Origin of the sequence: Chondromyces apiculatus DSM 436 (genome assembly GCF_000601485.1) — a bacterium.
Lineage (GTDB): Bacteria > Myxococcota_A > Polyangia > Polyangiales > Polyangiaceae > Chondromyces > Chondromyces apiculatus.
This window is the reverse complement of the sequence record NZ_ASRX01000040.1, coordinates 46513-68127: the sequence shown is the minus strand read 5'-3', so window position 1 is coordinate 68127 and position 21615 is coordinate 46513. Positions and strand designations below refer to the sequence as shown.

The following is a 21615-nucleotide window of genomic DNA, read 5'->3' as shown; positions in this document are numbered from 1 at the left end:
AACCTCCGTCCCCGGAAGGGGGGCACGCCATGGATGGACAGACACCATGGGGCACCGGGTTCACCTTCACCGCGAGGCCACGTACGCCGATCTGGAGGCCGTGCCGCCGCACCAGGTTGCGGAGATCCTCGAGCGCTCAGGGGCGGCGGCGGAGGTCGATGCGCTTCAGGGCGTCGAGCTCGCCGCGGACGCGGTCGGATTCTTCCTGGAGCTTTTCGAGGCGGCCGCGGAGGAGGGCCATCTCGCCGAGGAGCTTGCCGCGCTCGTCGCGGGCCTCGTCGAGGCGCATCTCGATCTCGACCATCTCGTACCAGATCTCATCGCTGCGGAGGACGAGGGTCGTGAGTTCGAGCTGGAGTTCGGCGCGGCGCGCGGCCTCCTCGCGGAGGGATAGCCGGGCCACGGCGCGGGCGTGGATCTGGTCGAGGACGATGCGGGCGGAGCGGGACCAGTGGGTGCCGGAGTAGCGCTGCTCGACGGCGTAGAGGGCTTCGCGGGCGGCGCCGCGCGGGTCGTCGGGGTCGCCGTGGAGCAGGAGCATCGCGGCGGCGAAGGCGGCGTGGGCGCGCTCCTCGGGGAAGGGGGAGGTGGTGGCGTCGCGGTCGTAGGCGGCGCGGGCGGCGACGAGATCGCCGCGGGAGACGAGGGTGTCGCCAGGGAGCACGGCGCGCGGCGCGGGCGGGGTGCAGGCCGTGGCGCCGAGGGCGAGGGCGGCGGCAGAGACGAGAGGGAGCGCGGCAGAGACGAGAGGGAGCGCGGCAGAGACGAGAGGGAGCGCGGCAGAGACGAGAGGGAGGGTGGAGAGGAGACCGGCGGCGGTGAGGGCAGGGAGAGATCTGGGGGGGACGCTGCCGGCGAAGTGGAGGGGGAGGATGACGGTGAACTCGGCGCCGCCAGCCTCGGGGGAGGTGGCGCCGATGAAGCCGCGGTGGGCGGAGACGATGTCGCGGCAGATGGCGAGGCCGAGGCCGACGCCAGCGCCGGAGCCGCGGGCGGCGTGGCGGCCGCGGGCGAAGCGGTCGAAGATGCGGCGGCGCTCGTCGTCGGGGAGGCCAGGGCCGGTGTCGCGTACGGTGATGCGGGCGAAGCGGCCGCGGGGGCGCTCGGCGCCGGGGGGGAGGAGGTCGGCGTCGAGGTCGCGGTCGTCGACGGTGTCGGCGGTGACGTCGAGGGTGCCGTCGCGGGGGGTGACCTTGAGGGCGTTGTCGACGAGGTTCTGGACGACCTGGGCGATGCGGTCGGCGTCGCAGAGGACGGGGATGGGGTCGGGCTGCGCGGTGACGGTGAGGCGGACGCCGAGGTTGTGGGCGCGGGCCTCGTGGACGGCGGCGGCGCGCTGCACGACGGCGCGCAGGTCGTGGGCGGAGTAGACGTAGCGCAGGCCGGCGGCGTGGGCGGAGGCGTCGAGGAGGTCGGAGATCATCGCCTCCAGGCGGCGCGCGGAGCTGAGCTGCAGATCGAGCATGCGGCGCTGGCGATCGTCGAGGGGGCCGAGGACCTCGTCGAGGAGGAGCTGGTTGGTCTCGATCATGCCCACGAGGGGGGTCTTCAGCTCGTGGGAGATGTGGGAGACGAAGGAGGACTTGAGGCGTTCGAGCTGCTCCAGCTCGCTGACCATGGCGTTGAAGGCGCGGGCGAGGTGGGCCAGCTCGTCGCGGGAGCGGACGTCGATGCGGGTGGAGAAGTCGCCGGCGGAGACGGCGCGGGTGCCGGCGACGAGGGCGCGCAGAGGGCGGCTCACGGTGCGGAGGAGGAAGGCGAGGACGGCGAGGCTGCCAAGGAGGGCGACGGCGGCGGCGGCGAAGGAGAGGCGCGCGGCCTCCTCGCTCCTGGCGAGGGCGGCGGTGGAGCGCTCGGTCATGGCGCGGCGGGAGCTGCGGGTCAGCTCGGCGAGGGCCTGGCGCACGGTGTCGAGGGACGCTTCGAGGGCGTCGACGCGCTCGGGGGTGCCTTCGAGGCCGTGGAGGCGCTCGACGCCGAAGGCGGCGAGGTGGGCCTTGAAGGCGCTCTGGAGGGAGGCCTCGGCGGCGCGCTCGGCGGCGTCGATGGGGAGGGCGTCGAGGGCGGTGAGCTCGCGGGAGAGGGCGTCTTCGAGCTCTTCGGCGCGCTCGGCGTAGGCGGGGTCGCGGCTGACGAGGTACTTGCTGCTGATGGATTCGAGGGGGTCGACGAGGCGGCGGGCTTCGGCGGCGCGGTCGGTGGCGGCGACCTGGACCTCGACGGTCTCGACGTTGAGCCTGGCCAGCTCGTCGACGCGGGCGACGAGCCAGAGGGTGACGCCGACGAGGGCGATGAGGGCGACCGTGACGCCGAAGGAGATGCGCCCGACGACGGTCATGCGCGCAGGGCGAAGGCGCGCAGGGCGAGGCGCGCTGCGCGGTGCAGAGCGCGCAGGGTCATGAGCCGAAGATCTTGAGCTTGTTGCGCAGGGTCTTCACGTCGATGCCGAGGCGGCGCGCGGCTTCGGCCTTGTTGTTGCCGGTGCGGCGGAGGGTCTCCATGATGAGGATGCGCTCGGCCTCGGCGCTGGTGACGCCCTCGGGGAGGACGATGCCCGTGGGGGGCGGGGAGCGCTGGGGCTCGGGCTCGCCGAAGGGGAGGTGGCGGGCGGAGATGAGGCCCTCGCGGGCGAAGACCACGGCGCGCTCGATGAGGTTGCGCATCTCGCGCACGTTGCCGGGGAAGTCGTGGGCGGCGAGGGCGGTGAGGGCGTCGTCGGAGAGGCCGGTGACGGTGGCGCCGTGGCGCTGGTTGGAGAGGGCGATGAAGTGGCGGGCGAGGACGGGGATGTCCTCGCGGCGCTTGCGGAGCGGGTCGATGGTGACGCGCAGGACATCGAGGCGGAAGAGGAGGTCCTGGCGGAGGTGGCGCTCCTCGACGGCGACCATGGGGTCGCGGTTGGTCGCGGCGATGACCCGCACGTCGAAGCGCAGCTCGCGGGTGCTGCCCACGGGACGGACCACGCCGTCCTCGAGGACGCGGAGAAGCTTCGCCTGGAGGGCGATGGGCATCTCGGTGATCTCGTCGAGGAAGAGGGTGCCGCCGTGGGCGAGCTGGAACATGCCGACGCCGGTGTCGGTCGCGCCGGTGAAGGCGCCCTTCATGTGGCCGAGGAGGAGCGAGTCGGTGAGGCCCTCGGGGATGGCGGCGGCGTTGACGGGGACGAAGGGGCCTTTGCTGCGGGCGCTGAGGTCGTGGATGGTGCGGGCGACCAGCTCCTTGCCGGTGCCGCTCTCGCCGATGATGAGGGCGGTGGCGTCGCTGTCGGCGACGCGGCGGACCAGCTCCCAGAGCGCGCGCTGCGAGGCGGATGCGCCGACGAGGGGGCCGAGGCGCTCTGGCTCGGGGGCGGCGCCCTCGGGGGCGGTGGGGGCAGCGGGGGCGGCGGCGGCGGCGGCGGCGCGGGCGCGGGCGTCGCGGTCGCGCATCACCTCGGCGAGGCGCTCGCGCAGGGCGTTGTAGTCGAGGGGCTTGGTGAGGAAGTCGGCGGCGCCGCGGCGCATGGCGTCGACGGCGGTGCCGATGGAGCCGTAGGCGGTGATGAGGAGGACCACCCGGTCGGGGCGGTCGACCTTGAGGGTGTGGAGCAGCTCGACGCCGTTGAGGTCGGGCAGGACGACGTCGGAGATGACCACCTCGGGGTCGAGGGCGTCCACGTAGGCGCGGGCGGCGGCGCCGCTGTCGGCGGTGCGCACGTCGTGGCCCCACTGCGAGAGGCGCGCGTGGAGGACCTCGCGCATGGCGGGTTCGTCGTCGACTACCAGGATTCGCAGCGCCGCCATGAAGCTTGGAGGGCCGACCTTAGCACGCGAGGCCAGAGGCGCCGGTCGGGCAGTTTTCCCGGGCCGGGTCGAGGGGGCGCGAAAAGGTGGGAGCGGCCGGGGGAGGGAGGGGGTGGGGGCAGGGAATTCTTCCCTGGTGCCGGGTGGGTGTCGGCCTGTGGTGCGGGTGGAGCGCGGAGGGCTGGGGGCCGAGCGAGGACAGTTGTGAAGATGGTGAGGGCGTATAAGCTGACTCCGGTCGGAGTGACGCCGGCGTCCAGACAGGACGTTCGAGCAGATGGGTCGGTGACAACGGGAGGGTGACAGTGGGTGCGGCCCGGGGCGAACTCGGTCTGCGTACGCAGGGGACGACGCGTCATGCGTCCTCTGCGGGCGGGCTCCGGGGCGGTGATGGTCCTGTGCACGGCGGGGGTGAGGTCGCGTCCTGCGGGTCAGGAGCGCAGTGCCTGCCGGGGACCCAGAGGGAGCAGGCGGTTGAAGAGCGAAGAGCTGGCGAGTACGCAAGAGCGGTTGCAGCTTGTGGAGGCAGAGAACGCGAGGCTGCAGGGTCGGGTCGAGGAGCTGGAGAGGTTACTGGCCGAGCGCGGGAGGGTGGAGCCGGGGGCGCCGCGCACGGTGGAGGGCATCTCGTACGAGACCATCTTCAACGCGTTGCCCACGTTGCTCTGTGTCTACAGGACCGACGGGACCATCGTGGCCTTCAACGACCTCAACTGCCGGCGCTTCGGGGCGCAGCGCGAGGATGTGCTCGGCAAGGTGAACGTCCTCGCGAACGAGAGCCTGGCGAACAACGGCTACGTGCATGCCCTGAAGAAGGCCGCGGCGGGGGAGGTCGCCAGGCTGCCCGCGACGGAGGTGGAGGTGGAAGGGCGCGACCATCGGATCTGGGTCGAGTCGACGATGGTGCCCATCCGTGACGAGGAGAGGGTGAAGCTCGTCGCCACGGTGACGGTGGATCTCACCGAGCAGAAGAGGGCGGAGGAAGTGCAGCGCCGCCGGGTGACGTTGCTGAGCGCCGTCATCCAGAACGCTTCGTCGCCGATCTGCGTGCGCGACCTGGAGGGGCGGCACGTGATCGTGAACGCGATGAACGAAGCGATCATGGGGGTGGGGCCGGGGGTGCTGATCGGCAAGACGCTGCACGAGGTGCTGCCGGCCGATGCGGCGGACGAGGTCCGGGCGATCGATCGGGCGGTCATCGCGTCGAGGACGCCCTCCACCAGCGAGCACCGCTGGAGCCAGCCCGACGGCGATCACCTCTACCTCTCCACGACGTACCCGCTCCTCGACGACGGCGGCGAGCCGCTGGGGATCTGCGTGATCGCCACGGACATCACCGCGCGCGTGAAGGTCGAGGAGCGGAACCGGAAGCTGCAGGAGGAGGTACTCCTCGTCCAGCAGGAGACGCTGCGGGCGATCTCCACGCCGCTCATCCCCATCGCGCAGGGGGTGGTGGTGATGCCGCTGGTCGGGGAGGTGACGCGGGAGCGGGCCGAGCAGGTGGTCGAGACGCTGCTGCGGGGCATCTCGGAGCAGCAGGCGCGCATCGCCATCCTCGACGTGACCGGGGTGCCGCAGGCAGGCGCGGAGGTGACGGAGGCGATCTTGCGGGCGGCGCGGAGCGTGAAGTTGCTCGGGGCCGAGGTGATCCTCACCGGGGTCAGGCCCAGCGTGGCGCAGGCGCTGATCGAGCTGGGCGCGGACCTCGCAGGGATCTCGACGCTGGGGACGCTGGAGCGCGGCGTGGCCCACGCACTCTCCACGAAGCCTCAGGCCGCGCGGGGGCAGGGGTACGCAGGCGCCAGGCGGCGCGGGTGAGGCACACGGCAGGGATTGCGCGTCCCTGCCCGGTTCTCCCGTTCAAATCGTGAGGGGCCACCCCGTGACTTGGGGCAAGATGGGACACCCCGGAGGCGCTGCATGACCGCGTCGTGGTGAACGCCCGTGAACGTCCGGCGCCGGGCAGGCGCGGCTGCTTTGCCTGGTTGTGCGCGGCGTCGCACAGAGGCTAGCTTGCGCGGTTCGGACGCCGCCCGGTCGCGGGCTCGGGGGGGGCGTTCAAGCGCTGGACGCCTTGTCATGAAGCATGGCCTGACGCAACGCCACCCCCACCGCTCGGCGCCCAGGCGCTCCTGTCGCTCGTTAGCCGCGCCCATGTCCGCCGTGGAGGTGGTGCGCCGCGAGGTGGTGCACGTCGTGCGCTCCGCATGACGCGTTCACCGGTCAGAGCAAGAGAGGGAGTCCGGTCGTGAACAGCGAGCAGGTGATGGGCGACGCGCAGGCGAGGATCGCGGCGCTCGAAGCAGAGAACGCGCGGCTCAGGGCGCGCGTCGAGGAGATCGAGCGCGGGCTGCTCCCCGAGGTCGCGCAAGGGACGCGGGCGGGCAGCGCGCGGGAGATGGTGGAGGGCGTCTCCTACGAGGCCATCTTCCAGGCGCTGCCGATCCCGTTCGCGATCTACAGGTCCGATGGGCTCATCGTCGCCTGCAACGAGGCCCACTGCGGCAGCTTCGGGCGCAAGCGCGTCGACGTGGAGGGCAAGGTCAACATCTTCGCGCTCAAGCAGTCGGCGCAGAACGGCTACCGCGCGCTCCTCGAAAGGGCGTTCGCCGGCGAGGTGGTGCGGGGACCGGCGACGCCGTTCACCGCCGACGACGGGTCGCGTCTGTGGCGCGAGGCGACGCTGGCGCCGATCGACGACGGGGCCGGGGGGCGGCTGGTGGTGGCCCACAGCTTCGACGTCACCACGCAGAAGGAGGCCGAGGAGCAGCAGCAGCGGATGGCGGCGCTGCTGCGGGCGGTCATCCACAACGCGCCCATGCCCATCTGCGTGCGCGATCTGGAGGGGCGGCACGTGGTCATGAACGAGATGAACGCGAAGGTCATGTCGATGGACGCGGCGTACATGCTCGGCAAGACACTCGACGAGATCATGCCGGGCGCGAGCGCGGAGGCAGAGGCGGTCCGGAAGCTCGACCAGGCGTGCCTGGATTCGAGGGAGCCGATCCTGGGCGAGCATCACTGGGAAGAGGCGGACGGCGAGCACGTCTACTTCTCCACGACCTTCCCGGTCATCGACGAGACGTACGGCCCGCTGGGCACCTGCGCGATCTCCACGGACATCACCGCGCGGGTGCGGGTCGAGGAGAGGAACCGGAAGCTGCAGGAGGAGATGCTGCAGATCCAGCGCGAGACGCTGGAGGCGATCTCGACGCCGCTGATCCCCATCGCCAAGGGGGTGGTGGTGATGCCGCTCGTCGGCGAGATGACGCGGGAGCGTGCGGCGAGGGCGCTGGAGACGTTGCTGCATGGCATCTCGGGGCAGCAGGCGCGCATCGCGATCCTCGACGTGACCGGCGTGCCGGAGGCGGGGCTGGAGGTGACGGAGGCGATCCTGATGGCAGCGCGGAGCGTGCGGCTCCTCGGGGCCGAGGTGGTCCTGACGGGGATCCGGCCGAGCGTCGCGCAGTCGCTCGTGGAGGGCGGGGCGGACCTCGGGGGTATCGTGACGCTCGGGACGCTGGAGCGGGGGGTGGCGTACGCGCTCGCGGCGCAAGGGCCGACGCGCCGGCGGGGTGGCTGACTAGGGAAGGCGCTCGCGGAGGAAGCGCTCGGCGACGGTCGCGGGGGTGTCGCCCTGCTCGTCGACGGCGGCGTTCATGCGCCGCATCCGGTCGGCGTCGATGCTGCCGGCGAGCCCGCGCAGCGCGGTGACGACGTCGCCGTGCTCACGCGCGGTGCGGGCGCTGACGAGGACGATGGCGTCGTACGGGGGGATGGCGTGGCGGTCGTCGTCGAGGGCCTGGAGGTCGTACGAGACGAGGCGGCCGTCGGTGGAGAAGGCGGTGATCGCGTCGACTTGCCGGGCGCGGATCGCCTCGTACATGAGCGAGGGGTCCATGCTCCGCTGCTCGCGGGGGGCGAGGCCGTAGGCGCGCTGGAGGGAGCGCCACTCGGGGCGCTGGAAGATCTCGTAGTCGCCGCCGAGCGACATCGCGCCGAGGTGGGGGGCGAGGTCGCCCACGGTCCGCAGGGCGAGGCGGGTGGCGTCCGCGCGCCGCACCGCGATCGTGTAGGTGTTCTCGAAGCCCAGCGCGGCCGCGACCACGATGCCGTGCTCGGCGCGCAGGTAGTCGTCGACCTCGCGGAGCAGCGCGGCGCGATCTCCGGGGATCTCGCTCCGCTTCATGATCGTGGTCCAGAGCGTCCCCGTGTACTCGACGTAGCCGTCGATCTGGCCGTTCCGGAGCGCGTCGAACGCGACGGTGGAGCCCAGGGAGTCGACGGCCTCGGTGGGGAGGCCGGTCTCGCGGGCGATCGCGCCGGCGAGGATGCGGCTGAGGATGTACTGCTCGGTGAAGGTCTTGGCGCCGATGGAGATGCGGTCGCCCTCGCTGCGGGCCGCGGCCGCGCTGGCGACGAACGAGCCGGCGGCGATCACGCCGAGCGCGCCGAGGGCCGCCAGGCTGGTCCCCACGAGGGCGCGGCTACGCCGCCGGATGCCGGCCTCCAGGGCGCGCACCAGCGTGTCGAGCAGGAGCGCCAGCGCCGCCGCCGCGATGCACCCGACGAGCACCGCGGTGTAGTTGCGCGTCTGGAGGCCGCTGAAGATGTAGTTCCCCAGGCTCGGGGCGCCGACGGGCGTGGAGAGGGTCGCGGTCCCCACGGTCCACACCGCCGAGGTGCGGATGCCGGCCACGATGACCGGCATCGCGAGCGGCAGCTCGACCCGGCGGAGCTGCTCGCCCGGGGTCATGCCCACCCCGCGCGCCGCCTCGCGCAGCGCCGGATCGACCGCGGCGAGCCCGGCGACGGTGTTCCGGAGGATGGGAAGCACGCTGTAGAGGAAGAGCCCGACGATCGCGGGCGCGAAGCCGATGCTCTTCAGGCCGAGCGCCGCGAGGGCGGGGACCATGAACGCGAGGAGCGCCAGGCTGGGGATGGTCTGGATGATGCTCGCGACCGCCAGCACCGGCGCCTCCAGCCGGCGGGAGCGGGAGAGGGCAATCCCGAGCGGCACGCTGAGGCCCACCCCCAGCGTGAGCGCGACCAGCGTGAGCTGCAGGTGCGCCACGAGGTAGCCCGGGAGGAGCGCGAGCTGCTCCTTCATGGCGTTTCCTTCGACGTTTCGCCCGGTGCTTCGCCTGGCGAAACGTCGGTGTCCCCTGCCGCGCCGTCGTCGCTGTGGTCGCCGTCGTCGCCGTCGTCGCCGCCTTCGCCGCCTTCACCGCCGAGGAGCGCTTCCACCCGGCGCGCCTGCCGCTGCGGGGTGCTGAGGAGCTGCGCCACCTCGTCGTCGACCGGGGCGCGCGCCAGCTCCCGGGCCGTGCCCACCTGGAGGAGGCGCCCGCGGCCCATCACCGCGATGCGGTCGCCGAGCAGGATGGCCTCGATCATGTCGTGGGTCACGAAGATCGCGGTGAGCCCGAGCTGCCGCCGGATCCGCAGGAAGGAGCGTTGCAGCCGGTCACGGGTGAGGGGATCGAGGGCGCCGAAGGGCTCGTCGAGGAGCATCACCTTCGGCTCTGCGGCGAGTGCGCGTGCGACCCCCACCCGCTGGGCTTGTCCTCCGGAGAGCTCGTCGGGGCGCCGGTCGCGGATCGCGGCAGGGTCGAGCTCGACGAGATCGAGGAGGGCGTCGACGCGGGCCCGGATGCGGGCAGGGGCCCAGCCGAGCAGGGAGGGGGTGATGGCGATGTTCTCGGCGATGGTGAGGTGCGGGAAGAGGCCGATCTGCTGGAAGACGTAGCCGATGCTGCGCCGCAGCGCGTGCGGGGGCGTCTCGGCCACGTCGCGCCCGTCGAGCAGGATCCGCCCGGAGGTCGGCTCGATCAGGCGGTTGATCATCTTCAGGGTGGTGGTCTTCCCCGAGCCGGAGCCGCCGAGGAGGACGAGCAGCTCTCCCGGCTCGACGCGGAGAGAGACGCCATCCACGGCGAGGAGGTCTCCGTGGCGCTTCGTGACCTTCTGCAGCTCGATCATCGGCGCACGGGCATGCGGGTGGGTGTGCGGGCGACTAGCGGTCGCGGAAGCCTTCGGCGGGGTGGAGGGAGGCGGCGTAGGTGCTGGGGATGATGGTCGCGAACAGGCACACCGCGATGGCGATGACGCCGGTGATCACGAACTCCGTCCAGCGCACGAGCACGGGCAGGTGGGAGATGAAGTAGACCTTGGGGTCCAGGGGGAAGCCGTAGACGAGGAGGCCCTTGCACACCGCGAGGCCGAGGAGCAGGCCGAGGGTGGTGCCGGCGACGCCGATGATCCCGCCCTGGTAGACGAAGATGCGCAGGATCGCGAAGTTCGTCGCGCCCATGGCCTTGAGGACGGCGATCTCCTTCTTCTTGTCGAGCACCACCATGATCAGGGTGGCGACCACGGTGAAGGCGGCGACCACGATGATCAGCGCGAGCACGGCGCTCATCCCGATCTGCTGGATGCGGAGCGCGGTGAACAGGCCGTGGTTCAGCTCCTCCCAGTCCATGGTGTGATAGAGGCCGCTGCCCAGCGTGCGCGAGACCTCCTTCGCGATGTCCGGCGCGTCGTCGATGTTGGCGACCTTCATCTCCACGCCGGTCACCGTGTCGCCCTGGTCGTAGAAGGCCTGGGCCTCGTAGAGGTCGGTGTAGACGAGCTTGGAGTCGTACTGGTCGAAGCCCGCCTCGAAGACGGCGATCACCCGGAAGCGCTTGGCCACGGGCGGCTTGATCTGCCCGCCGGAGTACGAGAAGCCGATGGTCGGCGAGGTGACGGTCACGCACTTGCCGATGTCGAGCTTGAGGTTCTTCGCGAGGGAGACGCCGATGACGATGCCAGGCATCTTCGCGACGGCCTCCGGGTTCGCGCAGAGGTCGGGGTCGACGAAGTCGGGGATCTCGTCGTCCTCGGGGAGCACGCTCTTGTAGCCGCCCTCGGGCTCCACGGAGCCCACCGGTCCGGCCGCGACGGCCGCGTCGTCGGTAGCGTCGTCTTCCGCCTCGGCGAGCGCGTTCTCGCCGGCACCGTCAGGCGGAGGAGGAGGGGCTTCGGCGGCGCGGCGGTCGTCGTCCTGGATACGCTGCTCGAGAGCGCGCAGGAGATCGACGTCGCGGCCGTGCTCGTCGAGCGCGGGGTCGAGGGGGGAAGGCGCGAGGCTGCCCGTCTTGTCGGGGATCCCGGGCTTGAGAGGAGGTGGCGCGGACGGCGCGGACGGGGCTCCCGAGCCGCCCAGGGGCGGAACGCCGAGGGTGGGGACGGGCGGCAGGGAGGGCCCGGGGCGGTCCGGGGGCTTCGCGCCGGGGAGGCGCAGGCCCGAGAGCTCGCCACCGGGCAGGATGTGGCGGGGCAGATCGAGGACGGCGACGGGGCCGCCCGGTGCTGCGCCGACGCCGAGGCTGGTCTGGGGATCCACGCCCTTCAGGAGGACGCCGGTCGCGGTGGCGTCTCCGTGGGTGAGCATCATGGGGTTGATGCTGAACGGGGCCACCCCGACCACGCCGGGGATCTTCCCCACCTGGTCCATGATGGAGCGGTACTCACGGAAGTCCGTCGAGTACTTCAGCACCAGGACGTGCGCGTTGACGCCGAGGACTTTCTCGCGGAACTCCGCCTGGAAACCTCCGGTCACGCTCATCACGGTGGCGAGGGCGGCGACGCCGAGCGCCACGCCGAGGATGGCGAAGACGGTACTGACCGAGATGAAGGCCCGCTTCTTGGAGCCCATGTAGCGAAGCGCGACGTCGAAGGGGTAGCTCATCGGGCGTACGAGGGCTCCCTAGCAGAGCGACGGCCGTGGAGCACGAAGAGCGCGTGCGAAGCGGGCGCAAAGAGCTGACGAGCCGCCGCTTCTCCGGGGCCGTCGCGCCTGCTAGGATCCATGACTCAGTAGCTTTGGGCCGCTTTGCGCGCCCATGACCCGTGACCTGACCGTAGCGACGGTAGCGATGAGCGCCCCCGAGAACGAGCCCCCCGCCGCGCGCAAGCCCCCTTCGGCTCCTGACCCAGCCGAGAAGGCGGCGCCGTCGCCGTCGCCCTCTCCCGTGCGCGTGGCCCCGCGGCCGGAGCCACCTCCGCCGCTCCGGCAGGTGCCGCGGCCGCTCCCGGGCAAGGCGCCGAGCGCGCCGAGGCCTCCGTCAGCGAGCGATCCGGGGGCGCGGCGGGGGATGGGCACGGACCCGAACGTGCCGAGGTCGCCGCTCGCGAGCGACTCGGGGAGCACGCCCGCGCGGCGGGTGGCGAGCACGGACCCGAACGTGCCGAGGTCGCCGCTCGCGAGCGACGCGGGGAACGCGGGGAACGCGTCGAACGCGCCCGCGCGGCGGCCGATGGGCAGCGACCCCGGAAACGCGGCGGCGCGGCGGTCTCTCGGCAGCGATCCGAGCGCGCCGAGGTCACCGCTCGGGAGCGATCCCGGAAACGCGGCGGCGCGGCGGTCTCTCGGCAGCGATCCGGGCGGGCCGCGGTCCAGCGATCCGGACGTGGGCTACGCAGGGAAGCGGGGCGACGCGGTGACCATCATGGGGTCCGCGCCGGATCCCGAGCCGTCGATCGAGATCCCGCCGCCCGCGGAGCTCATCGACGAGCGGCAGCCCGGCGCGACGGACCCGTACATCGGCACCACGTTCGATCACCGCTACAAGATCGAGCGGCTGCTCGGCGAGGGCGGGATGGGGTTCGTCTACCTCGCCCGCCACAAGGTGATCGACAAGAAGGTCGCGGTGAAGGTGCTCCGCGCGGAGCTCGCGCGCGACGAGGAGATCTTCGAGCGGTTCGTGCAGGAGGCGCGCGCGGCGTCGAGCGTGGGCAACCCGCACATCGTCGACGTCTCGGACTTCGGGGACCTGCCGGATGGCTCCAAGTACTTCGTGATGGAGTACCTGGAGGGGTCGAGCCTGTCGCAGATCATCGACGGCCCGGGCGAGATCACCGTCGACTTCATCTACAAGGTCAGCCTGCAGATGGCCGACGGCCTCGCGGCGGCGCACTCGGGTGGCATCGTCCACCGCGATCTCAAGCCGGACAACGTGTACGTGGTGCGTCGGGGCAAGGACGCGGAGTTCGTGAAGATCCTCGACTTCGGCATCGCCAAGGTGACGACCGACGCGGAGAGCCGGCTGACGCGCGCGGGCGCGGTGTTCGGCACGCCCCACTACATGTCGCCGGAGCAGGCGGCTGGCGCGCCCATCGATCTGCGGACGGACATCTACTCCATGGGGGTGATGCTCTACGAGCTGGGGAGCCGGCAGCTCCCGTTCACCGCCGACAACTTCATGGGGATCCTGACGCAGCACATGTACAAGGCGCCGGTCCCGCTGCGCGCGCTCCTGTCGGGGCCCGGGCCGACCTGCCCACCGGCGCTCGAGGCGATCATCCTCAAGTGCCTCTCGAAGAAGCCCGAGTCCCGCTACCAGACCATGGCGGAGCTGCGCGAGGACATGGAGACCGCGCGCTCGGGTGGGGTGCCCAAGGCGGTGCCCGAGATGATGTCGCGCTCGGGCGGCTTCAACGTCCCGCAGGACTACTTCAAGCTGAAGCCCGCGCCCGCGGCGGGTGCGTCGACCAGCGTGGAGGGAGGCCGCCGCGTGCCGCGGTGGGCCCTGTTCGCGGGGGGCGCAGCCGTGCTCGGCGTCGGGGTGGCGATCGCACTGGCGGTGGGCGGCGGGTCTGCGGCAGGCAACGCGGAGATCCCGGGGACCGCGCTGCCGCCCAGGCCCACGGGCGCAGGGGTGACGGCGCCGGCGCCGAGCGCGACCGGAGAGACCTCCTCCGTCGCGCCGGGGGGCCCGGAGATCGCGCCGGCGGTCCCGGCGAAGCGGGTCTCGGTGACGCTCAAGGCGACGCCGGAGGGAGCGAAGGGCTACGTCGATGGCAAGCCGCTCCAGCTCCCCGCGACCTTCGAGGTGCAGGAGGGCAAGCCGCTCACCGTGGAGATCCGCGCCGATGGCTTCGTGTCGCAGGTGGTGCAGCTCGACGGCTCCGAGGCGAAGCGCACCGTGAAGCTCGCCAAGGAAGCGGCCAAGTCCCCGGGCACGAAGGGGACCTCCCAGTCCCTCGATCCCTCGCTGCGCGACCCCTGGGCGACCAAGAAGCGGTGAGCGCCGCGGCGCTGATCCGATCCGGTCAGCGCGCGAGTCGTGCTACTTCGGGAAGGTGTCCGATCTAGCGCGCCTCATCGATCTGGTCCCCAGGGACGTGCTCGGGATCTGCCAGCGCCTGCGCGAGCAGGGCAAGCGCGGCTGGATCGTCGGGGGCTGCGTCCGCGATCTGCTCCGCGGCAAGCCGGCCAAGGACTGGGACGTGTGCACCGACGCCAGGCCCGAGGAGACCATGCGGTTCTTCCGCAAGGTCATCCCCACCGGCATCCAGCACGGCACCGTCACGGTGGTGGTGAAGGGGGTCCACTACGAGGTGACCACCCTGCGCGGCGAGGGGGCGTACACCGACGGGCGGCGGCCGGACTCGGTGGAGTTCGTGGACGACATCACCGCGGATCTCGCGCGGCGGGACTTCACCTTCAACGCCATCGCCATCGATCCGGTGGACGGGCACCTGATCGATCCCTTCGACGGCCGCGCCGATCTGGAGGCACGCACGCTGCGCGCGGTGGGCAACGCGGACGAGCGCTTCGCGGAGGATGGGCTGCGGGTGCTCCGGGGAGCGCGCTTCGCCGCCACGCTGGAGTGCTCCATCGCGCCCGACACGGAGCGGGCGATGGGCTCGACGCGGTCTCTGGAGACCTTCCGCCGGGTGAGTCAGGAGCGGGTGCGCGACGAGTGGCTGAAGGCGATGGGGGCGCCGCGCCCGAGCGTGGCGTTCGAGGCGATGCGGCGCACGGGCATCCTCGGGATCACCTGCCCGGAGCTCGTCGAGTCGGTGGGGTGCGGGCAGAACCGCTACCACGCATACGACGTGTGGGGCCACGCGATGGCGTGCCTCGATGCGTGCCGGCCGGAGCCCATCCTGCGCGTCGCGGCGCTCTTGCACGACGTCGGCAAGCCGCGGACGCGGGCGTTCTCGGAGAAGACCCAGGACTACACGTTCTACGATCACGAGCGGGTGGGCGCGGAGATCGCCGACCCGTTCCTGATGCGGATGCGCTTCTCGAACGAGGAGCGGGCGCGGATCGTGGCGCTCGTGCGGCACCACCTCATCTGCTACTCGGACGACTGGAGTGACGCGGCCGTGCGGCGCTGGCTGCGGCGGGTGACGCCGGCGCTGGCGCCGCAGCTCTACGACCTCGGCGAGGCCGACGCGCTCGGCAAGGGCCGCGACGCCGAGGACGACGTGGCGTCCATCGCGCGGCTGCGGGCCCGCGCCGAGGCGCTGATCCAGGCGGGCGCCGCGATGTCGACGCGGGACCTGGCGCTGAACGGCGGCGCGTTGATGAAGGGCCTCGGCATCGCGCCAGGGCCGATCGTCGGCAAGATCCTGGAGCGGCTCGTGGAGGTCGTCACCGACGATCCCTCGGCGAACACGCCCGAGCGGCTGCTCGACGCGGCCCGTCAGATGGTGGCGGAGTCCGGGCAGGGCTGAAGCGCCGACCAGGGAGCCGGCCGGGGCTCCCGCGGCGTCCGCAGCGTCAGCGGACCAGCCAGAGGCGGTAGGTCGAGGCGTTCTGCTTGTAGAAGGAGTCGTGCACCCAGGAGACGCCGGCCTCGTCCCAGTAGCAGCCGTTGTCCTCCGTCTTGGGCCACGCGGGGCCCTTCTTGATCTCGTGACAGCCGGCGCCCATGGGCGTGTCCGAGTCCTCCACGTTGAAGGAGAGCCGCAGGGAGCCGCAGTTGTTCGCCTCCAGCGGGATGTTGGTGGCCTGCACCGGGTACGAGTAGAGCGCGTGCGTCTCCACCCCGAGCGCGACCCAGTTCTTCGTGCCCGCGGGGAACCAGGTCGACACGCTCGCCTGCACGGGGGCGGAGATCTGGTAGGAGGCGTACTGGTCCTTGGAGTCGATGAAGAGGAAATCGCGGAAGGGCACCGTGCTGTACGCGAGGGACTTGTGGTCCGCCGTGAAGAGGGTCTCGACGTCGCCGGCGGTGTCGTTGCCGGTGAACCGCGCCTCGTTGCACGCGCCCTGCTGCTGCGCGCTCCCGCAGACCAGGGTGCAGGCGGTGTCGCTGAAGTAGCTGCGGTCGACGACGCTCGCGACCAGGGTCCAGCCGCCTCCCTCGATCTCCATCTCGCAGTAGGCGGGGAAGGCCTCGATGGGGCCATCACCGTCGGGATCGAGGAGGTAGACGCCGCTCGCGGAGCCAACGGGCAGGTTGCTGCACTTCGTGTAGATGCAGCCCTCGTTCACCTGGCCGTCGCAGTTCTCGTCGCCCGGCGTGTCGCACCGCTCGTCGGTGGGGACCACCTCGCCCGTGCAGGGACCGTAACCGTTGCCGTCCGAGGTACAGGCCTGGGCGCCCTCCTTGCACAGGCCGACGTTCCGGGTCTCCTCGGGTCCCGTGTAACAGATCGCGGCTTCGCCCGGGATGCAGATCGGGGGGGCGCAAGCTCCGTCGATGCACGCCTCCGTGCTGGCGCAGGCGAGGTCGCACCCGCCGCAGTGGAGGCTGTTGCTCGCGAGATCGACGCACGTCCCGCCACACTGGACGAACCCGCTGTCGCAAGTGGTGGAGGGGGTCACCGCGCTCCCCTCGGCGCAGCCATGCGCCGCAGCAGCGAGGAGCGAGGTGAAGAGGGCGGCGAGGACCGCAGAGCGCGCGTGGGGGGTTGCCATGGCCGTTTCAGGAGATGGTACCACCTCGGCCCCGGGAGGGCCCAGGTTCGCGCAGGATCGAGGCAGGTGGCCAGGCTGCCCCGGGCGTTGCGGCCGGTGCGATCGTTGGTGCTCCTGCCGATCGTGCTACCTTCGGCGGGTGGAACGGTGGACGTCGCGCGAAGGATCGCCGGAGCCGCCGGGTGAAATGCCAGCTCGGCCGCCGGGTCAGATGCCGGGTCAGCCGACGGCGAAGCGGGGGAAGCGCGGGCCGTGGATGGTGCTGCTCGGTGCGCTCGCGGCAGTGCTGGTCGTGCTGCCGGTGGTGGTCCTGAAGCTCTTCTCGTTCGCCCTCCGGGTCTCTCTGCAGGCCGAGGCGCGTGTGTTCGAGGGGTGGCCTGCGTCCAGGGATGCTGGTGAGGCGCTGCCGCGGCCTGGCGAGGGCCGAGCGGGGAGCGTGACGCGCGCGGGCATGGCGGCAGGGCCGCGGGCGGATGCTTCACTCCGGCGCGAGGGGCGCGACTTCATCGGCGGTGGGTTCCTCTCCTTGCCGCGCGCGTTCTCCTCGGCGGACGGGGGCTACGATCTCGTCGTGCACTTTCACGGCAACACGCAGCTCGTGGAGGAGAGCTACCACGCGAGCGGTCTCGATGCCGCGGTGCTGGTGCTCAACCACGACGGGTATGGCTCGGGGGTGTACGAGTCGCGCTTCTACCACCCGGCGGTGCTCACCAAGATCCTGGGCGAGGTGCAGCAGGCGCTTCTGGCGCGAGGGCTGCGTGGGGCGCGGCTCGGGCGGCTGGCGCTGTCGGCATGGAGCGCGGGATACGGGGCGGTGCTCCGGGCGCTGGCGCGGCCGGAGCTTTCCGAGCGCGTGGACGCGGTGCTCCTCCTCGACGGGATCCACTGCGGCTACGATCAGCAGCGCGCGCCGGCGCTCGACAAGCTGGAGCCCATCGTGCGCTTCGCGGAGCGCGCGGTGGCGGGGGAGCGGCTGCTCTCGCTGACCCACTCGGAGATCCAGCCCGACGGGGATTACGCGGGGACGCGGGAGGTCACCGACGCGCTGCTGGCGCGGCTCGGGGTGCGTCGGAGCCCGCTCATGGAGGCGCCGCCGCTGCCGGCGCTCGCGTCGCTGCGGGGGATCCTGCCGGCAAAGCAGATCCAGGCGCTCACGCCGCTGACGCAGGCGCACGTGGGAGGGCTGTGGGTGCGGGGGTACGACGGGAGCCGGGAGCAGCACCACGCGATGCACCTCGGGCAGATGTCGGTGACGGCGCTGCCGGATCTGGTGCGGGCCTGGGCGAAGGGCAGCCGTCTGCAGACTCAGGGCAGGTGACCTAACTCACAGGAACGTGAAGGTCTGCGCCACGATCTCCTTGGCGCTGGTCTCGATCGGCTCGCCGTGGGCGAGGGCGAGGCGGTCGAAGTCCCAGCGGAGGATGCGGTCGATGCTCTCGCGGGCGGCCTTGCGGTCACGGTAGACGAAGCGCATGAAGCGCCCCCAGCCGGGCTTCTTCCACACGCCGGAGAGCTGCAGGTAGATGCGCGTGGGGAGGTGATCGGTGGCGTGGAAGTTCTCCACGACATCGACGCTCACCAGCGTCTTCGAGGCGCGGTGCAGGAGCACGGTCTCGTCCATCATGGAGCCGCGGATGGTGAGGGGCTCCAGCTCGCCCGCGAAGGGGAGGTCAGCGCTGTCGGTGAAGAGCGTGGCGGGGCGAAGATCAGGGCGCTTCTTGGTGAGGCCCGGGGCGATGTAAACGCGGGCTTCGGGCCAGCGGGCGGCGGCGGGGGCCACGTACAGGTGGTGAAAGACGTTGGGGGCGACGATGTGCCGCACGGGGCCGATGGCGTCGATCTCCTGTGCGAGGGCGTCGTCGATGACGATCGGTGAGTGGAGCAGCACGGAGCCGTCCTGGAGGCGGACCACCGTCATCCGGGTACCGAGGTGCATGCCGAGCATCTTGAGGGGAGCGGCGATGATCCAGAGACCCGTGCCGAAAGGCGTGAGCTGAGGCATGCCGGCCATGGGAGCGAGCGGGGGAAGCCGCGTCAAGCACGGCGCCGTCGCGCTGTGAGTCGCGCCGGGTCAGGCGGGGCGGGGCCTGAGGTCGCGGAAGAGATCGGTGGAGAAGTAGCGCTCCATGCGGTCGCAGAGGACGGTGGCGACGTCGTGGCCGGGGCCGAGGCGGCGGGCGAGGCGGCGGGCGGCGGCGAAATTGAGGCCGCTGGAAGGGCCGACGCCGAAGCCGCGGGCACCGAGCTCGCGCGCGGCGCGGATGGCCTCGGCGTCGGTGATGGCGATGTCTTCCACGGGGCCGAGGGTGGGGTCGTCGAGGAGGCGGGAGAGGCCGTCGACGACGCCGGGGATGCCGCCGCAGATCTCCGGCTCGCCCTCGAAGCAGACGCCGCGCTCGGGGCGGGGGCGGGCGAGGGCGGTGGGGTGGCCGGCTTCGCGGAGGGCGCGGGCGATGCCGGCGAGGGTGCCGCCGGTGCCGACGCCGGCGACGAAGCCGTGGATGGTGGTGCCCACCTGGGAGATCAGCTCGGGGCCGGTGTTGCGCTGGTGGGCGAGGGCGTTGAGGGGGTTCTCGAACTGGCGGGGGAGGAAGATGCGCGGGTCGGCGTCGGCCATGCGGCGCGTCTCCTCGATGGCGCCGAGGACGCCGTGCTCGGCGGGGGTGAGCACCACCTCGCCGCCGTAGCGGCGGATGAGGAGGACGCGCTCGTCGCTGACGCCGGAGGGCATGACGGCGCGGAAGTGAACGCCGAGCATGGCGCAGGCCATGGCGAAGGCGATGGAGGTGGAGCCGCTGGAGGCCTCGACGACGAGGCTGTCGTCGCGGAGGGCGCCGGTCTCCATGGCGTGTCCGAGCACGAAGCTCGCGACGCGGTCCTTGGTGGAGCCGCTCGGCAGGAGGTGCTCGAGCTTGATCCAGAGGGTGCAGCCCGTCTCTTCATCCGGGATGGGGACGGTGGGGGTGCTGGCCGAGACGCGGGCCAGCCAGGCCTTCATGGTGCGGCGGGGCGTGGTCATGGGAGGTCCGGGTCCGATCAGTCCACGGGGTGCACCTGGGCGCCGCGGACGTAGACGCGCTGGATGGTGCTCTCGTCGCTGGCAAAGGCGAGCTGCGCGAGGATGCCCTCTTCGGTGGTGATGTGATCGGGGCAGCGGACGACGAGGAAGTCGGCCTCCTTGCCGGGATCGAGGGAGCCCACGCGGCCCTGGAGATCGAGGGCGGTGGCGCCGCCGAGGGTGGCGAGGGTGAACAGCTCGGCGGGGGTGAGGCGCGTGCCGAGGCAGAGGGCGCTGTCGAAGGCGTGCGACATGGCGCGGCGCATGTCGAAGCTGCGACCGGCGCCGACGTCGCTGCCGAGGGCGATGGGGACGTGGCGGCGGCGGGGCTCGTCGATGGGCATGCGGCCGCTGTCGAGGAAGAAGTTGGAGTCGGGGCAGTGGGCGACGCGCGCGCCGGCCTCGGCGAGGCGGTCCCACGCGCGCGGGGAGAGGTGGATGGCGTGCGCGAAGAGGGAGCGCGGTCCGAGGAGGCCGAGGCGATCGTAGACGTCGAGGTAGTCGATGGCCCAGGGGCAGGCGCGGAGGACGGCTTCGGCTTCGGCGGGGCTCTCGGCGAGGTGGGTCTGCACGAAGAGCTGGTGGTCGGCGGCGACCTGCGCGGCGGCTTCGAGGAGGGGGCGCGAACAGCTCAGCGCGAAGCGGGGGGTGACGATGAACTGGAGGCGGCCTTCTCCCTTGCCGTGCCACTTCTGGATGAGATCACGCATGGCCGGGAGGGCCTCGCGGTGATCGAGGCGGAGCGGCTCCGGGCAGCCCTGATCCATGAGGGTGAGGCCGGCGAAGGCGCGCAGGCCGGCGCGGTCGAGCGCCTCGAACAGGGTGTCGGTGGCGGCGGCGTGGGCGCTCGAGTAGGCGGCGCAGGTGGTGGTGCCCGCCATGAGCATGCGGCGGGTGAAGTCGCTGGCGACTGCGGCGGCGTGGGCGGGATCGTCGAAGCGCGCCTCCTCGGGGAAGACGCTGCGCTCGAGCCAGTCGAGCAGGGGTCCGCTGGCGCTGCCGGTGATGCGCGTCTGCGGGTAGTGGAGGTGGGCGTCGACGAAGCCGGGGATGAGCACCGCCGGGCGGAGGTCGAGGACCGGGCCGCGGAAGGTGGTGGTCGCGGCGGGGCCCGCCGAGAGAATGCGGCCGTCCGGTGTGACGAGGAGGAGGGCGTCCTCGATGAACCGCAGTCCCGCGCCCTGGTTGCGGGAGCCCTCGGGCGTCAGCGGAGAGAGGAGACGGCCTCGGTAGGCGCGGGTGCCAAGCGGGATGGGGGAGGGCGCGGAGGTGGTCATGCCGGCAGCAGCGAGGGGTGAGGCATGGCGGCCGGTCGGGGCGGTGACATCGCCGAGATGATACGATGGAAGCTGAGGCGGGGTCGATGGCGTGCGGGGACGCTCAGCGGAGGGCGACGCCGTTCCTGCGGGTCCAGCCTATGAGCGGCCCCTTCTGGCCGCTGTGGAGGACGAGGAGCCACTCGCCGTCGTCCTTCATGATCATCAGCTCGGCGCCCTCGTCGATCTGGCCGAGAGGCTGGGCGCTGGGGCTCGGATCGGCGAGGAGGGTCAGGTCCCGCCGGGCGAGTCCGACGACAGCGCGGCCCTTGAACTCCCGCTCGGCGCCGGGATCGGGGGGGCGGTTCCAGGCAGGAGGAGCTTCGAGGGGATCGCTCGGTTCGCCCCAGGTCTCCTCGGGGGCGAAGAAGCCATTGCGCGCAGGAGACGGTTCGGGCGCGCGGCGCCGGGAGTCGCGGTCGAGCAGGGGGAGGTGGCGCGCGTGCGCGACACGAGGGCTGTCGAGGCCGATGGCCAGAAGGCGGAGGAGCGGGGGGGTGGCCGCGGCAACCAGGAGCAGGGCGACGGCGAGGAGGAGAAGCGTGGTGATGCTGTTCGTCACGCGCGCCGGGCGGGAGAGGGTCGCGGGGGGCGGGGTGCTCGCTGGAAACCGCAGGGCCCCGAGGGAAGGGCCACCCTCGGCAGCGGGCACGGGGGCAGCCGCCTGCGAGGCAGGCGCGGGCGGGCCGGCCGGAGGCGTCGAGGGCATCGGGCAGAGCATACGATGGGGCTCTCCCGGGGTCGACCGGGTGTGCTGTCGAC

The 21615-nt window shown here is 72.1% G+C and carries 15 protein-coding genes; 5 read left to right on the top strand and 10 right to left on the bottom strand.

Annotated elements, in window-relative coordinates:
• Positions 1 to 136: 136 nt before the first annotated feature.
• Together CAP_RS24175 and CAP_RS24170 are read right to left on the bottom strand one after the other, a co-directional pair.
• Positions 137 to 2338, bottom strand: coding sequence for a HAMP domain-containing sensor histidine kinase (locus CAP_RS24175; RefSeq protein WP_044245035.1), 2202 nt, complete (start codon positions 2336 to 2338; stop codon positions 137 to 139).
• Between the two features lie 58 nt (positions 2339 to 2396).
• Positions 2397 to 3782, bottom strand: a complete 1386-nt coding sequence (locus CAP_RS24170; RefSeq protein ID WP_044245034.1) for a sigma-54-dependent transcriptional regulator — start codon at positions 3780 to 3782, stop codon at positions 2397 to 2399.
• A gap of 474 nt (positions 3783 to 4256) precedes the next feature.
• Here CAP_RS24170 and CAP_RS24165 point away from each other — a divergent pair, with 474 nt between their 5' ends.
• Positions 4257 to 5600: a PAS domain-containing protein gene (locus CAP_RS24165; protein ID WP_052375806.1), complete on the top strand. Its 1344-nt coding sequence runs from the start codon at positions 4257 to 4259 to the stop codon at positions 5598 to 5600.
• Between the two features lie 430 nt (positions 5601 to 6030).
• Positions 6031 to 7365: a PAS domain S-box protein gene (locus tag CAP_RS45440; RefSeq protein ID WP_052375804.1), complete on the top strand. Its 1335-nt coding sequence runs from the start codon at positions 6031 to 6033 to the stop codon at positions 7363 to 7365.
• Here CAP_RS45440 and CAP_RS24155 read toward each other — a convergent pair whose 3' ends face one another.
• Genes CAP_RS24155 through CAP_RS24145 form a run of 3 tightly spaced genes read right to left on the bottom strand, consistent with a single transcriptional unit; the run spans position 7366 to position 11514 of the window.
• Positions 7366 to 8892 (bottom strand): ABC transporter permease/substrate-binding protein, encoded by a 1527-nt coding sequence (locus CAP_RS24155; RefSeq protein WP_044245033.1) that lies wholly within the window; start codon positions 8890 to 8892, stop codon positions 7366 to 7368. It lies immediately after the preceding gene.
• Positions 8889 to 9764 carry an ABC transporter ATP-binding protein gene (locus tag CAP_RS24150; RefSeq protein ID WP_081865209.1) on the bottom strand — a complete coding sequence of 292 codons (876 nt, stop codon included), beginning with the start codon at positions 9762 to 9764 and terminating at the stop codon, positions 8889 to 8891. Before CAP_RS24150 ends, CAP_RS24155 begins: the two co-directional genes overlap by 4 nt.
• 34 nt (positions 9765 to 9798) lie before the next feature.
• Positions 9799 to 11514, bottom strand: a complete 1716-nt coding sequence (locus tag CAP_RS24145) for an ABC transporter permease (protein ID WP_044245032.1) — start codon at positions 11512 to 11514, stop codon at positions 9799 to 9801.
• 187 nt (positions 11515 to 11701) lie between these two features.
• Between CAP_RS24145 and CAP_RS24140 the strand changes: the two genes are divergently transcribed.
• Together CAP_RS24140 and CAP_RS24135 are read left to right on the top strand one after the other, a co-directional pair.
• On the top strand, positions 11702 to 13852 hold the full coding sequence (locus tag CAP_RS24140) for a serine/threonine protein kinase (protein ID WP_052375802.1): 2151 nt from the start codon (positions 11702 to 11704) through the stop codon (positions 13850 to 13852).
• Positions 13853 to 13907: 55 nt separating this feature from the next.
• The gene (locus tag CAP_RS24135; protein ID WP_044245031.1) at positions 13908 to 15290 is read left to right on the top strand and encodes a CCA tRNA nucleotidyltransferase; all 1383 of its coding nucleotides are present in this window, start codon (positions 13908 to 13910) and stop codon (positions 15288 to 15290) included.
• A 46-nt stretch (positions 15291 to 15336) separates the two neighbouring features.
• Here CAP_RS24135 and CAP_RS45435 read toward each other — a convergent pair whose 3' ends face one another.
• Positions 15337 to 16479, bottom strand: a complete 1143-nt coding sequence (locus tag CAP_RS45435) for a fibrinogen-like YCDxxxxGGGW domain-containing protein (RefSeq protein ID WP_052375800.1) — start codon at positions 16477 to 16479, stop codon at positions 15337 to 15339.
• 139 nt (positions 16480 to 16618) lie between these two features.
• Between CAP_RS45435 and CAP_RS24125 the strand changes: the two genes are divergently transcribed.
• Positions 16619 to 17797, top strand: a complete 1179-nt coding sequence (locus CAP_RS24125) for a hypothetical protein (RefSeq protein ID WP_197041325.1) — start codon at positions 16619 to 16621, stop codon at positions 17795 to 17797.
• Positions 17798 to 17803: 6 nt separating this feature from the next.
• Here CAP_RS24125 and CAP_RS24120 read toward each other — a convergent pair whose 3' ends face one another.
• From CAP_RS24120 to CAP_RS24105, 4 genes are all read right to left on the bottom strand, one after another.
• On the bottom strand, positions 17804 to 18490 hold the full coding sequence (locus tag CAP_RS24120; protein ID WP_052375796.1) for a DUF4336 domain-containing protein: 687 nt from the start codon (positions 18488 to 18490) through the stop codon (positions 17804 to 17806).
• A gap of 60 nt (positions 18491 to 18550) precedes the next feature.
• Positions 18551 to 19498: a PLP-dependent cysteine synthase family protein gene (locus tag CAP_RS24115; protein WP_044245030.1), complete on the bottom strand. Its 948-nt coding sequence runs from the start codon at positions 19496 to 19498 to the stop codon at positions 18551 to 18553.
• 17 nt (positions 19499 to 19515) lie between these two features.
• Positions 19516 to 20814 (bottom strand): guanine deaminase, encoded by a 1299-nt coding sequence (gene guaD / locus CAP_RS24110; RefSeq protein WP_052375794.1) that lies wholly within the window; start codon positions 20812 to 20814, stop codon positions 19516 to 19518.
• A gap of 103 nt (positions 20815 to 20917) precedes the next feature.
• Positions 20918 to 21562, bottom strand: coding sequence for a hypothetical protein (locus tag CAP_RS24105; protein ID WP_156041094.1), 645 nt, complete (start codon positions 21560 to 21562; stop codon positions 20918 to 20920).
• Positions 21563 to 21615 lie beyond the last annotated feature (53 nt).